The following is a 13,766-nucleotide window of genomic DNA, read 5'->3' as shown; positions in this document are numbered from 1 at the left end:
GGCCGACGTGTCCGGCGGATCGCGCGCCGAGTTTCGGCTAACCGGTGCCCGGCGGCGCGCCGGTGGCGTGTTCGGTCGCGTACCCGGTCGCTTGTCCGGTCGCGGCGCGCCGCAGCGCGGCTTCGAGCAGTGCCGCCAGTTCGACGAGATCCGTCCCGGCGAGGCGCGGCAGGGCGCATCCGGCGAGCGTCCGGCAGGCGTCGCGCCAGGTCACGGGCAGGGACACACCGCCGCCGAGGGCCCCGGTCAGCGCGCCCGCGAGAGCGGGCGCGGAGTCCGCGACACGCGAGAGGCACACGGCCGCCGGCACCGCCTCCGCGACCCGGCCACGCGCGGCGGTGGCGACTGCGAGTGCGACCGGCACGGTCTCCGCGGCGGCGATCCCGTAGCTGTAGACGTGGTCGACGATCTGGTGCTCGAGCAGCGGTACGAGTTCGAAGGCGCCCGACGCGGCGCGGGCGAGCTTGACCGCATGGCGCGCGTTGCGGCCGATCTCGGTGGCCTCGGGGAGCTCGGCGAGCGCGGCGTCGACGGCGTCGTCCACCCCGGCGCCGCCGAGGGCGGTGGCGACGGCGGCGGCCATGGCACGGGCGCCGTGCACTCCGTCGCCGTCCTGCGTGTACCGCGCGTCGAACTCGGCGAGCACGGCCGCGCCGAGCGGGTCGCCCGCGTGGACCACGGCGAGTACGACGGCCCGCGCACAGGCGGCGTCGTCGAAGTAGTGCGGGTTGTCGTGGCCGGTCGCCGGGGGTCGCAGACCGGTCGCCAGATTGCCGAGACCGGCGTGCACGGAGATCCGGGCCCGCAGGGGCAGCACGGCGGACTCGACCTCGGGAGCGCGTTCGGCGGCCGCGGCGACCTGCCCGGCGAGGGAGTTCCACGCGAGGTCGATGGCGGCGCGCAGCCGGCCGGCCGGGGCCAGGTGCCTGAAGGGCTCCCCGGCGGCGGTGAGTACCGTCCGGGCGGCGAACGCCGCCCATTCCGCGTCGTCGGAGGGGCCGAGCCGCAGAGGCTCCGGCGGCTGGTTGAGCGCGATGGGGACGGGCAGCGTCGTCGTGGCGTTCTGCTCTGCGAAGGTGTCGAGCTCACGGGTGAGGCGCCGGGTCCACTCGGGCATCCGCGCGGCACGGTGCCGGGCGGCCGGCCACCCGGCGGCGTCCCCGGCGGCCAGCCCGAGGAGCAGCCCTTCGATACGGCGCGGACCGTGCGCCGGGTCGGCTTCGTCAAGCGGCCCGCCCCGCGTGGTCGCCGCTCCGGCCGGACCGCCGCGCGCGGTGGCGGTGACGACGCCGGCGTCGGTCGCGTCCGCTTCCGCCGGTACGCCGTGGGCCGGGTGCCGCAGCCCGAGCCGGCCGGGTCCGGGCGGCGGGGTGCCGTTCACGGGTACTCGTCGGATCGTGGTTGTGCTGCCGGGGTCTTCGGCTGTCGTGTCCCGGCCGGCCCCCCGGGCCGCCCTCGCGTGACCGACCGGCGCCGCTCCCGTCATGCCCGGCGCGGCCGCCCCCGGCATGGTGTGGCTGGAAGGCGCTGCCGGAGCTGCCTCCGCCGCCCCGGGTGGGCCGGATGCGGCCGCCGGATCGGTGGTGGCCGCCCCCGCCGCCGTTCCTTTACTCGGCCACAGCCACGGCCACAGCCACGGCCACGGCCACGGCCACGGCCGCGGATCGTGCCGGGGGCCGGGGCCCGCGGCCACGACCGGGGCGGTGGCGCACGGCGTCGCGGGGCGCTCGGGGCCGGAGGTGGTCCCGTCGGCTGCGTCGGCCGGGGTCACCGCGCGCCGCCGAGGTCGTCGTCCGGGGTCAGCAGGTCCGCGATGTCCAGGACGTGGTGGCCGCGCATCGACGGGAGGCAGCTGCCGCGGACCGGCGCGATCGCCGACGCCCACTCCTCGGGGATCGCCGCGGAGCCGGCGACCGAGCCGGCCAGTGCGCCCGCGACCGCCGCGGTGGTGTCCGCGTCCCGGCCCATGTTGACCGCCGTCAGCACCGACGCGCGGAAGTCGCCCCGCGCCGCCGCGAACGCGCCGAACGCGAGCCCGACCGCCTCCGGTGCCAGGTCCGTCCACGGGTAGCCGCCGATGACGACCGCAGAGCGGACCGCCCGCTCCATGGAGAGGATGTCCGGGTACGTCCGCCCCGCGGCGACGATCGCGCGGCGCATCGAGCGCGCGGTCCAGGAATCCATGGGAACGGCGGACAGCGCCGCCCCGATCACCCCGGCGGGTCCCGCGCCGCCCATCGCCGCCGCCACGCCCGCCGCCACGGCGCGGCCGCCGTAGATGCCCTCGCCGTCGTGGCTGACGCTGCCGTCGATCGTCACCAGCCGTGCGGCTTCGGCGGGCCGGCCCGCCGCGAAGACGCCGAAGGGGGCTGCGCGCATCGCCAGGCCGTCGCTCCAGGCGTGCCGGTGCTGGGCGGAGATCGGGGCGGCAAGGCCCCTTCTGAGGTTCTCCAGGGTGCCGCGCTCGCTGAAGCCCGCGCCACGGAACGGTCCTTCGTCCAGGTCCGCGATCCACCGGTGCCAGGCCGCCTCGACATGGGACACAGTGAGCGCGGAGCCGTGCCGGGCGAGCAGCAGACCGGAGAAGATCGCGTACTCGGTGTCGTCGGTGCCCGCGGGGTCGTCGCTCACGAAGTCCTCGATGCGGCCCCAGCGGCGCCGGATCTCCGAGGGCCGCATGTTCTCGGCGGGGGCGCCGAGCGCGTCGCCGACCGCCAGGCCGAGGAGTGCGCCGCGGGCCCGGTCGGACAGGGCGGTGACGGGACCGGAACCGGATGCTGCCGGCACTTCCATGAAGGTCCCTTTCGCGCACGCGGGCCTTGTTCCCGGATCTCTGCCACGAGGCGCCCGACCTGAGTCGAAGAAACGTTTCTGTCACTCGCTTCGCCCATCCCGCAGGCTCAGGTAAGTAAAGCCTGCCTTGCTGGTACGCCCCTTACATCCGGCGTATCTTCGAGTGCGTGGAAGGGGGCGGGGCCTACCGTGCAGCCGCCGGAGAAGGGGAGAGCCGTGTCCATCATCGAAACCGAAGCCGCACTTCACGAGGCGCACCGCGACAACCACACGCACCGTGATGTGAGCGGTGGCTGGCTGCGCCCGGCGGTGTTCGGGGCGATGGACGGACTCGTCTCCAACCTGGCGCTGATGACCGGTGTCGCGGGCGGTGCGGTCTCGCAGCAGACCATCGTGATCACGGGGCTCGCCGGTCTCGCCGCGGGCGCGTTCTCCATGGCCGCCGGCGAGTACACCTCCGTGGCCTCCCAGCGCGAGCTGGTCCAGGCCGAGCTGGAGATCGAGCGCCGCGAGTTGCGCAAGCACCCGGTCGACGAGATGGAAGAGCTGGCGGCGCTGTACGTCGCCCGGGGTGTGGAGCCCCCGCTCGCCCGTGAGGTGGCGATGCAGCTCTCCGAGGACCCGGAACAGGCGCTGGAGATCCACGCCCGCGAGGAACTCGGGATCGACCCCGACGACCTGCCCTCGCCGCTCGTCGCCGCGGTCTCCTCCTTCGGGGCCTTCGCGCTCGGAGCGCTGCTGCCCGTGCTGCCGTACCTCCTCGGTGCGAGCGCGCTGTGGCCCGCGGTGCTGCTGGCGCTCGCGGGGCTGTTCGCCTGCGGCGCCCTGGTGGCGAAGGTCACGGCCCGGACCTGGTGGTTCAGCGGTCTGCGCCAGCTGGCCCTCGGTGGCACGGCCGCCGCGGTCACCTACGGCCTCGGCACGCTCATCGGCGCCGCGGTGTAGGCCATCGGTCCTTCGGCGGCGCACCGCACCGGCTCCGCGCGAGCCGGTGCGTTCGCGTTTTCCCGCTCCGTCGCGGACCCTGTGATGTACGTCCTGCCGCGAAAAGGCGTTCGGTGAGACACTATGCAAGGCGCAACATAAGTAGCCGTTACTCGGTGGTTTCGATTACGAAATCCCGGGGCATGAGCCGTAAGCGCTGCGGGCAACGAAGCCTGCTCTGCGCAGGCCCTCCGGACGTCGACTCGTCCGTTGCGGCCCACCTTCACCGCTTGGCACAGTGTCCGCATGCTGGAATGAGCTATCCACTTTCCGAGAAGCACTCCATCATGTAACCTGCACGAAATTTCGCGGAGGGCCAACGTCGTCCCTCGGCACTGCACATGCCACGACGACGACGGGAGAGCCGATGCGTTCCGACGCCTGGTCGCCCATGGACGGTCGCCCCGCCCCCCAGGGGATGTACGACCCCCGTAACGAACACGACGCCTGCGGTGTCGGGTTCGTGGCCACCCTCACCGGTGTTGCCAGCCATGAGCTGGTCGAGCAGGCGCTGACCGTACTGCGGAACCTCGAGCACCGCGGCGCAACCGGCTCCGAACCCGACTCCGGCGACGGCGCGGGCATCCTGCTCCAGGTCCCGGACGCCTTCCTGCGCGAGGTCACCGACTTCGCGCTGCCCGCCGCCGGCTCCTACGCCGTCGGCATCGCCTTCCTCCCGGCCGACGCCGGGGACAGCGCCGCCGCCGCCTCGAAGATCGAGACGATCGCCGGTGAAGAGGGCCTGAGCGTCCTCGGCTGGCGCGAGGTCCCCGTCACCCCGGACCTGCTCGGCAACGGCGCCCGCGCCACCATGCCCGCCTTCCGCCAGCTCTTCGTGGGCGACGGGAGCAGCGAGGGCATCGCACTGGACCGCAAGGCGTTCGTGCTGCGCAAGCGCGCCGAGCGTGAGGCCGGCGTCTACTTCCCGTCGCTCTCCGCGCGCACCGTCGTCTACAAGGGCATGCTGACCACCGGCCAGCTGGAGCCCTTCTTCCCGGACCTCTCCGACCGGCGCTTCGCCACGGCCGTGGCGCTCGTCCACTCGCGGTTCTCCACGAACACCTTCCCGAGCTGGCCGCTGGCCCACCCGTACCGCTTCGTCGCGCACAACGGCGAGATCAACACGGTCAAGGGCAACCGCAACTGGATGCGCGCCCGTGAGTCGCAGCTCGCCTCCAAGCTCTTCAACTCCGGCGCCGGGAAGATCGACCGGATCTTCCCCGTCTGCACGCCGGACGCCTCCGACTCCGCCTCCTTCGACGAGGTCCTGGAGCTGCTGCACCTCGGCGGCCGTTCGCTGCCGCACTCGGTGCTGATGATGGTCCCCGAGGCGTGGGAGAACCACGACTCCATGGACCCCGCCCGCCGCGCCTTCTACCAGTACCACTCCGCGATGATGGAGCCCTGGGACGGCCCGGCCTGCGTCACCTTCACCGACGGCGTCCAAGTCGGCGCGGTCCTCGACCGCAACGGACTGCGCCCCGGCCGCTACTGGGTCACCGACGACGGACTCGTCGTGCTCTCCTCCGAGGTCGGCGTCCTCGACATCGACCCCGCCAAGGTCGTCCGCAAGGGCCGCCTCCAGCCCGGCAGGATGTTCCTCGTCGACACCGCCGAGCACCGCATCATCGAGGACGACGAGATCAAGTCGGCCCTCGCCGCCGAGCACCCCTACCAGGAGTGGCTGGAGGCCAGTGAGATCGAGCTCGAGGACCTTCCCGAGCGCGAGCACATCGTCCACACCCACGCGTCCGTCACCCGCCGCCAGCAGACCTTCGGCTACACCGAGGAAGAGCTGCGCGTCATCCTCGCGCCGATGGCCCGCACCGGCGGCGAGCCGCTCGGCTCCATGGGCACCGACTCGCCGATCGCGGCTCTCTCCGAGCGTCCCCGGCTCCTCTTCGACTACTTCACCCAGCTGTTCGCGCAGGTCACCAACCCGCCGCTGGACGCCATCCGCGAAGAACTCGTCACCTCGCTGCTCTCCTCGCTCGGCCCCCAGGGCAACCTGCTGGAGCCGACCGCCGCGTCCTGCCGCAGCGTCACACTGCCCTTCCCGGTCATCGACAACGACGAGCTGGCCAAGCTCATCCACATCAACGCCGACGGCGACATGCCCGGCATGAAGGCCGCCACGCTGTCCGGCCTCTACCGGGTCTCCGGCGGCGGCGACGCGCTGGCCGCCCGTATCGAGGCCGTCTGCGGCGAGGCCGACACCGCCATCGAGGGCGGCGCCCGGCTGATCGTCCTCTCCGACCGCCACTCGGACGCCGAGCACGCGCCGATCCCGTCGCTGCTGCTCACCTCCGCCGTGCACCACCACCTCATCCGCACCAAGCAGCGCACCCAGGTGGGCCTGCTGGTCGAGGCCGGTGACGTCCGCGAGGTCCACCACGTCGCGCTGCTCATCGGCTACGGCGCCGCCGCGGTCAACCCGTACCTGGCGATGGAGTCGGTCGAGGACCTGGTCCGCGCCGGCACCTTCATCGAGGGCATCGAGCCCGAGCAGGCGATCCGCAACCTGATCTACGCCCTCGGCAAGGGCGTCCTGAAGGTCATGTCCAAGATGGGCATCTCCACGGTCGCCTCCTACCGCGGCGCGCAGGTCTTCGAGGCCGTCGGTCTCGACGACGCCTTCGTCGACAAGTACTTCAACGGCACCGCCACCAAGATCGGCGGCGCGGGCCTCGACGTCGTCGCCAAGGAGGTCGCCGCCCGGCACGCCAAGGCGTACCCGGTCTCCGGCATCGCCGCCACGCACCGCGCGCTGGATATCGGCGGCGAGTACCAGTGGCGCCGCGAGGGCGAACCGCACCTGTTCGACCCGGAGACCGTCTTCCGCCTCCAGCACGCCACGCGCAACAAGCGGTACGACATCTTCAAGAAGTACACCGACCGGGTGAACGAGCAGTCCGAGCGGCTGATGACGCTGCGCGGCCTCTTCGGCTTCAAGTCGGACCGCGAGCCGATCTCCATCGACGAGGTCGAGCCCGTCTCCGAGATCGTCAAGCGCTTCTCCACCGGCGCCATGTCGTACGGCTCCATCTCCAAGGAGGCGCACGAGACGCTCGCCATCGCCATGAACCAGCTGGGCGGCAAGTCCAACACCGGCGAGGGCGGCGAGGACCCGGAGCGCCTGTACGACCCGGAGCGCCGCTCCTCCATCAAGCAGGTCGCCTCCGGCCGCTTCGGTGTGACCTCCGAGTACCTGGTCAACGCGGACGACATCCAGATCAAGATGGCCCAGGGCGCCAAGCCCGGCGAGGGCGGCCAGCTGCCCGGCCACAAGGTCTATCCGTGGGTTGCCAAGACCCGGCACTCCACCCCCGGCGTCGGCCTGATCTCCCCGCCGCCGCACCACGACATCTACTCCATCGAGGATCTGGCCCAGCTGATCCACGACCTCAAGAACGCCAACCCGGCCGCCCGCATCCATGTGAAGCTGGTGTCCGAGGTCGGCGTCGGCACGGTCGCCGCCGGCGTCTCCAAGGCCCACGCGGACGTCGTCCTGATCTCCGGCCACGACGGCGGGACGGGCGCCTCCCCGCTGACCTCCCTGAAGCACGCGGGCGGTCCCTGGGAGCTCGGCCTCGCCGAGACCCAGCAGACCCTGCTGCTCAACGGCCTGCGCGACCGGATCGTCGTCCAGACCGACGGCCAGCTCAAGACGGGCCGCGACGTCGTCATCGCCGCACTCCTCGGCGCCGAGGAGTTCGGTTTCGCGACCGCGCCGCTCGTCGTCTCCGGCTGCGTCATGATGCGCGTCTGCCACCTGGACACCTGCCCGGTCGGCATCGCCACCCAGAACCCGGTGCTGCGCGAGCGCTTCTCCGGCAAGGCCGAGTACATCGTGAACTACTTCCGCTTCATCGCGGAGGAGGTCCGCGAGATCCTCGCCGAGCTCGGCTTCCGCAGCGTCGAGGAGGCCGTCGGCCATGCCGAACTCCTCGACACCGAGCTGGCCGTCGACCACTGGAAGGCCCAGGGCCTCGACCTCGAGCCCCTCTTCCACGTGCCCGAGCTGCCCGACGGCGCGGTGCGCCACCGGATCGTCGAGCAGGACCACGGTCTGGAGAAGGCCCTCGACAACGAGCTGATCGAGCTCGCCGCGGAGGCACTGAACGCCGCCACCGCCGAGGACGCCCAGCCGGTCCGCGGCCAGGTCGCGATCCGGAACATCAACCGGACCGTCGGCACCATGCTGGGTCACGAGGTGACGAAGAGGTTCGGCGGCGCGGGCCTGCCCGACGACACCATCGACATCACCTTCACCGGCTCCGCAGGCCAGTCCTTCGGCGCGTTCGTGCCGCGCGGCGTCACGCTGCGCCTCGAGGGCGACGCCAACGACTACGTCGGCAAGGGTCTGTCCGGCGGCCGGGTCGTCGTCCGCCCCGACCGGGGCGCCGACCACCTGGCCGAGTACTCGACCATCGCGGGCAACACCATCGCCTACGGCGCCACCGGCGGCGAGGTGTTCCTGCGCGGCCGCACCGGCGAGCGCTTCTGCGTCCGCAACTCCGGCGCGCTCGTCGTCTCCGAGGGCGTCGGCGACCACGGCTGCGAGTACATGACCGGCGGTCACGCGGTCGTCCTCGGGGAGACCGGCCGCAACTTCGCGGCAGGCATGTCCGGCGGCATCGCCTACGTGATCGACCTCGACAAGGACAACGTCAACTCCGGCAACGTGGGCGCGATCGAGGCCCTGTCGGACACCGACAGGCGGTGGCTGCACGACGTCGTGCGCCGCCACTTCGAGGAGACCGGCTCCACCGTCGCAGAGAAGCTGCTGGCCGACTGGACCGCGAACGCGGACCGGTTCAGCAAGATCATCCCGACCACGTACAAGGCCGTGCTCGCCGCCAAGGACGCCGCTGAGCTCGCCGGTCTCTCCGAGCAGGAGACCACCGAGAAGATGATGGAGGCGGCGACCAATGGCTGACCCCAAGGGCTTCCTGACCACCGGGCGCGAGGTCGCCGAGACCCGCCCCGTCGAAGAGCGGGTCAAGGACTGGAACGAGGTCTACGTCCCAGACTCCCTGCTGCCGATCATCAGCAAGCAGGCCGGGCGGTGCATGGACTGCGGCATCCCGTTCTGCCACAACGGCTGCCCGCTGGGGAACCTGATCCCCGAGTGGAACGACTACGCCTACCGCGAGGACTGGGCCGCCGCCTCCGAGCGGCTGCACGCCACGAACAACTTCCCGGAGTTCACCGGCCGCCTCTGCCCGGCCCCCTGCGAGTCGGCGTGCGTGCTCGGCATCAACCAGCCGGCCGTCACCATCAAGAACGTCGAAGTCTCCATCATCGACAAGGCATGGGACACCGGAGACGTCACCCCCCAGCCGCCCGAGCGCCTCTCCGGCAAGACCGTGGCCGTCATCGGCTCAGGCCCGGCCGGTCTCGCCGCGGCCCAGCAGCTCACCCGCGCCGGCCACACCGTCGTCGTGTACGAGCGCGGCGACCGCATCGGCGGACTGCTGCGGTACGGCATCCCCGAGTTCAAGATGGAGAAGGTGCACATCAACCGGCGCATCGAGCAGATGCGCGCGGAAGGCACCAAGTTCCGCACCGAGGTCGAGATCGGCCGCGACATGCCGGCCGACGCGCTGCGCCGCCGCTACGACGCGGTCGTCGTCGCGGCCGGTGCGACGGTCTCCCGCGACCTGCCCGTGCCGGGCCGTGAGCTGAACGGCATCCACTTCGCGATGGAGTACCTGCCGCTCGCCAACAAGGTGCAGGAGGGCGACTTCGTCGCTCCTCCGATCACCGCGGAGGGCAAGCACGTCGTCGTCATCGGCGGCGGTGACACCGGTGCCGACTGCGTCGGCACCGCCCACCGCCAGGGCGCGGCGTCCGTCACCCAGCTGGAGATCATGCCGCGACCGGGCGAGGAGCGGAACGCCAACCAGCCCTGGCCGACGTTCCCCATGCTCTACAAGGTCACCTCCGCGCACGAGGAGGGCGGCGAGCGGGTCTACTCCGTCTCCACCACCCACTTCGAGGGCGACGAGGACGGCAACGTCCAGGCCCTGCACCTGGTCGAGGTCGCCTTCGAGGACGGCAAGCTGGTCCAGAAGCCGGGCACCGAGCGGAAGATCCCGGCGCAGCTCGTCACCCTGGCGATGGGCTTCACCGGCATCGACCGGTCCAACGGTATGGTGGAGCAGTTCGGCCTCGACCTCGACGAGCGCGGCAACGTGGCGCGGGACGCGGACTTCGCGACCAACGTCGACGGTGTCTTCGTCGCCGGCGACGCGGGCCGCGGCCAGTCGCTGATCGTGTGGGCGATCGCCGAGGGCCGCTCGGCGGCGCGCGGTGTCGACCGCTACCTGACGGGCGCGAGCGCCCTGCCGGCACCGATCCGGCCGACGGACCGGGCGCTGACGGTCTGACCGTCCGCCCCTCATACGTCCCGTACAACGGCGTGCGGAACTGAACACGGCGCCTGCCATGTCCCCGACCGGACCGGCAGGCGCCGTGGCGCGTGCGAGTGGGGTGGTGTGGGGCCGCATGCCTTGCGGACCGGGTGGCACGGGGTGCGGCGCGGAGCCCCGACGGGGCCGGCAGGCTCAAGCCCCGTCGGCGTTCGAGGCGCGGGGATGCGGGCGCTGCGCCCCGTAAGCGGGTTGGGGCACAGCCCGGTTCGGGAAGGGGCGGGTGGGAGCGGGTGGGAACGGCCCCACACAAACGGGGCGTTGGGCAGACCCGCCGCGGGATATCGTCGGCCCGGTCGTACGGTCCGACGAACGGAGCCCCGCATGCCCGTCAGTCTCCAGAAACTCGAGCAGAGCGCCCCCGCGCTCGTCAGCCTCTACAAGACCGCCGGCGTCTCGCTCCGCAAGCACGGGCTCCACGGGCAGCGCGCCGCCGTCTATCTGGTGGTCGACTACTCGGGGTCGATGAGGGAGTACTACAAGGACGGCAGCGTCCAGGCCCTCGCCGACCGGGTTCTCGGGCTCTCAGCTCACCTCGACGACGACGGCACCGTGCCGGTCGTGTTCTTCTCGACCGATGTCGACGCGGTCACCGATATCGCGGTGGAGAACCACAGCGGCCGGGTGGAAGAGATCGTCTCCGGGCTCGGGCACATGGGCAGGACCAGCTATCACTGGGCGATGGACGCCGTCATCGACCACTACCTGGACAGCGGTGCCACCGCGCCCGCGCTCGTCGTCTTCCAGACCGACGGCGGGCCGGTCAACAAGCTCGCAGCCGAGCGGTACCTCTGCAAGGCGGCGAAGCTGCCGCTGTTCTGGCAGTTCGTCGGCTTCGGCGACAAGCGGAGTTCGCAGTTCGACTTCCTGCGCAGACTCGACGATCTGCCCGTCCCCGACAAGCGCCCCGTCGACAACGCGGGCTACTTCCACGCCGGCCTCGACCCGCGCCGGATGCCGGACACGGAGCTGTACGAACGGCTGGTCGGTGAGTTCCCGCAGTGGCTGGCGGCGGCCCGCGTCCAGGGCATCGTGCGCTGAGACGGGGCCATCGACGCTGCCACCCTCGGCGCCGTCACGATCGTCATGCGGGCGGTGCGGCCCGCATGGCGACGGCCATCGCGGTTCCCTTCGTACCGGGGCCGGCGCCTCCCCGTCGCACGGTCGGCGGCCTGTTCCCCTTCAGCGCACCACTCGCAACTCCGGGGAGGTGGAGCCGCAGGAGCCGATACGTCTGCTCCGTTCCCTGATCCGTGTCGTGTCCCTGATCCGTGTCGCGCTCGCGTTCCGTGTCGCGCTCCGCGAGGTCGTCAGGGCATCGGTCGGGGGCGATGCCGGTCGTACGGTCCTGGCGTCCCGGGAGTCCGCTCCGTGCCAGGTGGCGCCGGTGATCCGGCTCCCACGCGGCGTCGGCGCGGGCGGCCAGGAGAACGCGACGATCATCCGGCGCGTCAGAACCGCCCTTCCGGGGCTCCGGCGTGCTACGGTGATGTCGTTGCAGTTTTGGTACCCATGAACTTTGTGTGCGCCTGACGGGAATGCTTCCTCAGGCGCACATTATTGTTTCCGGCTTCTCCGGAGTGGGAGTCAAGGCGCGACGGGAAATCCGCGAGGTGTGGATTTCCGGCTTGCCTTTGTTTTAGGAGAATGACATGGCTACTGGAACCGTGAAGTGGTTCAACTCGGAAAAGGGCTTCGGCTTCATTGAGCAGGACGGCGGCGGCGCCGACGTCTTCGCCCACTACTCCAACATTGCCACCTCGGGCTTCCGCGAGCTCCAGGAAGGCCAGAAGGTGACGTTCGACGTCACGCAGGGCCAGAAGGGCCCGCAGGCGGAGAACATCCTCCCGGCCTGATTGCCGGGCGCGTATCTCGCAGCTCTGCAGCCGGGGCCCGCACCTTCGTCGGTGCGGGCCCCGGCTCTTGCTGTCCACAGGCCCCAGGAAGGCACATTCCGCATGAACCGCTCCGAACGACCGGACCGAGCAGCCGCCAGAAGCCGCAACAGCGGTGGCAATCGGCCCGGCGCCGGAAACCGACACGGCTCGGGCAGGAAAACCGGCTCCGGAAAGGCGAGCAACCGCAGCGTGGCGGCCCCGCAGGAATTCAGCCTGCCGGAGACCGTCACCCCCGCGCTGCCCGCCGTCGCGGCGTTCGACGAGCTGGACATGCCCGCAGCCCTGCTGAAGACCCTCGCGGCCCAGGGCGTCACCGAGCCCTTCCCCATCCAGGGCGCGACCCTCCCCAACTCCCTCGCAGGCCGGGACATCCTCGGCCGCGGCCGCACCGGCTCGGGCAAGACGCTCGCCTTCGGGCTCGCGCTTCTCGCCCGCACCGCCGGACGCCGGGCCGAGGCACGGGCGCCCCTGGCGCTCGTGCTCGTGCCGACCCGGGAACTCGCGCAGCAGGTCACCGACGCCCTCGCGCCCTATGCGACCTCGCTGCAACTGCGTCTCGCGACCGTCGTCGGCGGTATGTCGATCACCAAGCAGGCCGGTGCGCTGAGGCGCGGGGCCGAGGTACTCGTGGCCACGCCCGGGCGGCTCAAGGACCTCATAGAGCGCGGCGACTGCACACTCGACGCCGTCGCGACCACGGTGCTGGACGAGGCCGATCAGATGGCCGACATGGGCTTCATGCCGCAGGTCACGGCCCTGCTGAAGCAGGTCGAGCCGGACGGGCAGCGGATGCTCTTCTCCGCGACCCTCGACGCGAACATCGACCGGCTGGTGCGGATGTTCCTCACCGATCCGGTCGTGCACTCGGTCGACCCGTCCGCGGGCGCCGTCACCACGATGGAGCACCACGTGCTGCACGTGCTGGACGAGACCGACAAGAAGGCCGTCGCCACGCGCATCGCCGCCCGTGACGGCCGGGTGATCCTCTTCGTGGACACCAAGCGCAGCGCCGACCGGTTCGCCAAGCGGCTGCTGGCCAGCGGTGTACGGGCGGCCGCCCTGCACGGCGGCCGGTCGCAGCCGCAGCGCAACCGGACCCTGGACCAGTTCAAGAACGGGGAGGTCACCGCGCTGGTCGCGACGAACGTCGCGGCGCGCGGCATCCACGTCGACGACCTCGACCTGGTCGTCAACATCGACCCGCCCGTCGACCACAAGGATTACCTGCACCGCGGCGGCCGCACCGCCCGTGCGGGTGAGTCCGGCAGTGTCGTGACGCTGGTCCTGCCGGAGCAGCGCCGAGAGATGACGCGTCTCATGTCGAACGCGGGCATCAGCCCGCGCACGGCGCGCGTCAAGTCCGGCGACGAAGAGCTCAGCCGGCTGACCGGAGCACGCGAGCCGTCGGGTGTGGCGGTGACGATAGAGATCCCGCAGCAGGCTGCCGCGCCCGCCGCGAAGAGCGGCGCGTCGGCGTCGCGCCGCCGTCGGCCGGCCCGGCGGCGGACCGAGGGAGCGGCGGACACGCCGTCCCGGGCGTCGCGGGCCACATCGGCCGAGACCAGGTCGCACGGCCGGGGCCCGTCGACGGAGACCCAGCCCCGCACGCCGCGCAGGTCCGCCGGGCAGGGCGAGCCCGCCGTCGGCTCGGGCCGAC

8 protein-coding genes are annotated in these 13,766 nt (G+C 71.7%); 6 read left to right on the top strand and 2 right to left on the bottom strand.

Annotated elements, in window-relative coordinates:
• Positions 1–37: 37 nt before the first annotated feature.
• Together AB0903_RS30660 and AB0903_RS30655 are read right to left on the bottom strand one after the other, a co-directional pair.
• Positions 38–1,486, bottom strand: coding sequence for an ADP-ribosylglycohydrolase family protein (locus AB0903_RS30660; protein WP_366707995.1), 1,449 nt, complete (start codon positions 1,484–1,486; stop codon positions 38–40).
• A gap of 281 nt (positions 1,487–1,767) precedes the next feature.
• Complete coding sequence (locus AB0903_RS30655) at positions 1,768–2,793, bottom strand: ADP-ribosylglycohydrolase family protein (RefSeq protein WP_366707994.1); 1,026 nt, start codon at positions 2,791–2,793, stop codon at positions 1,768–1,770.
• A gap of 216 nt (positions 2,794–3,009) precedes the next feature.
• Here AB0903_RS30655 and AB0903_RS30650 point away from each other — a divergent pair, with 216 nt between their 5' ends.
• From AB0903_RS30650 to AB0903_RS30625, 6 genes are all read left to right on the top strand, one after another.
• On the top strand, positions 3,010–3,738 hold the full coding sequence (locus tag AB0903_RS30650) for a VIT1/CCC1 transporter family protein (RefSeq protein WP_366707993.1): 729 nt from the start codon (positions 3,010–3,012) through the stop codon (positions 3,736–3,738).
• A 406-nt stretch (positions 3,739–4,144) separates the two neighbouring features.
• Entirely contained in the window at positions 4,145–8,716 is a 4,572-nt protein-coding gene (gene gltB, locus AB0903_RS30645) for a glutamate synthase large subunit (protein WP_366707992.1), read from the top strand.
• Positions 8,709–10,169 carry a glutamate synthase subunit beta gene (locus tag AB0903_RS30640; RefSeq protein WP_366707991.1) on the top strand — a complete coding sequence of 487 codons (1,461 nt, stop codon included), beginning with the start codon at positions 8,709–8,711 and terminating at the stop codon, positions 10,167–10,169. Before gltB ends, AB0903_RS30640 begins: the two co-directional genes overlap by 8 nt.
• A gap of 366 nt (positions 10,170–10,535) precedes the next feature.
• Positions 10,536–11,252 (top strand): VWA domain-containing protein, encoded by a 717-nt coding sequence (locus AB0903_RS30635; protein WP_366707990.1) that lies wholly within the window; start codon positions 10,536–10,538, stop codon positions 11,250–11,252.
• 611 nt (positions 11,253–11,863) lie between these two features.
• Positions 11,864–12,067, top strand: coding sequence for a cold-shock protein (locus AB0903_RS30630; protein ID WP_005318814.1), 204 nt, complete (start codon positions 11,864–11,866; stop codon positions 12,065–12,067).
• A 102-nt stretch (positions 12,068–12,169) separates the two neighbouring features.
• On the top strand, positions 12,170–13,766 hold a 1,597-nt coding region (locus tag AB0903_RS30625; protein ID WP_366707989.1), incomplete at its 3' end, for a DEAD/DEAH box helicase.

The organism is Streptomyces sp. NPDC048389 (assembly GCF_040706335.1).
Taxonomy (GTDB): domain Bacteria; phylum Actinomycetota; class Actinomycetes; order Streptomycetales; family Streptomycetaceae; genus Streptomyces.
This window is presented reverse-complemented; position numbering and strand designations above follow the sequence as displayed.

What these genes read in the sequence shown, in the direction of transcription:
- AB0903_RS30660 (WP_366707995.1), bottom strand. Translation starts at nt 1,486, where the DNA reads ATGACGGGAGCGGCGCCGGTCGGTCACGCGAGGGCGGCCCGGGGGGCC.
- AB0903_RS30655 (WP_366707994.1), bottom strand. Translation starts at nt 2,793, where the DNA reads ATGGAAGTGCCGGCAGCATCCGGTTCCGGTCCCGTCACCGCCCTGTCC.
- gltB (WP_366707992.1), top strand. Translation starts at nt 4,145, where the DNA reads ATGCGTTCCGACGCCTGGTCGCCCATGGACGGTCGCCCCGCCCCCCAG.
- AB0903_RS30640 (WP_366707991.1), top strand. Translation starts at nt 8,709, where the DNA reads ATGGCTGACCCCAAGGGCTTCCTGACCACCGGGCGCGAGGTCGCCGAG.
- AB0903_RS30635 (WP_366707990.1), top strand. Translation starts at nt 10,536, where the DNA reads ATGCCCGTCAGTCTCCAGAAACTCGAGCAGAGCGCCCCCGCGCTCGTC.
- AB0903_RS30630 (WP_005318814.1), top strand. Translation starts at nt 11,864, where the DNA reads ATGGCTACTGGAACCGTGAAGTGGTTCAACTCGGAAAAGGGCTTCGGC.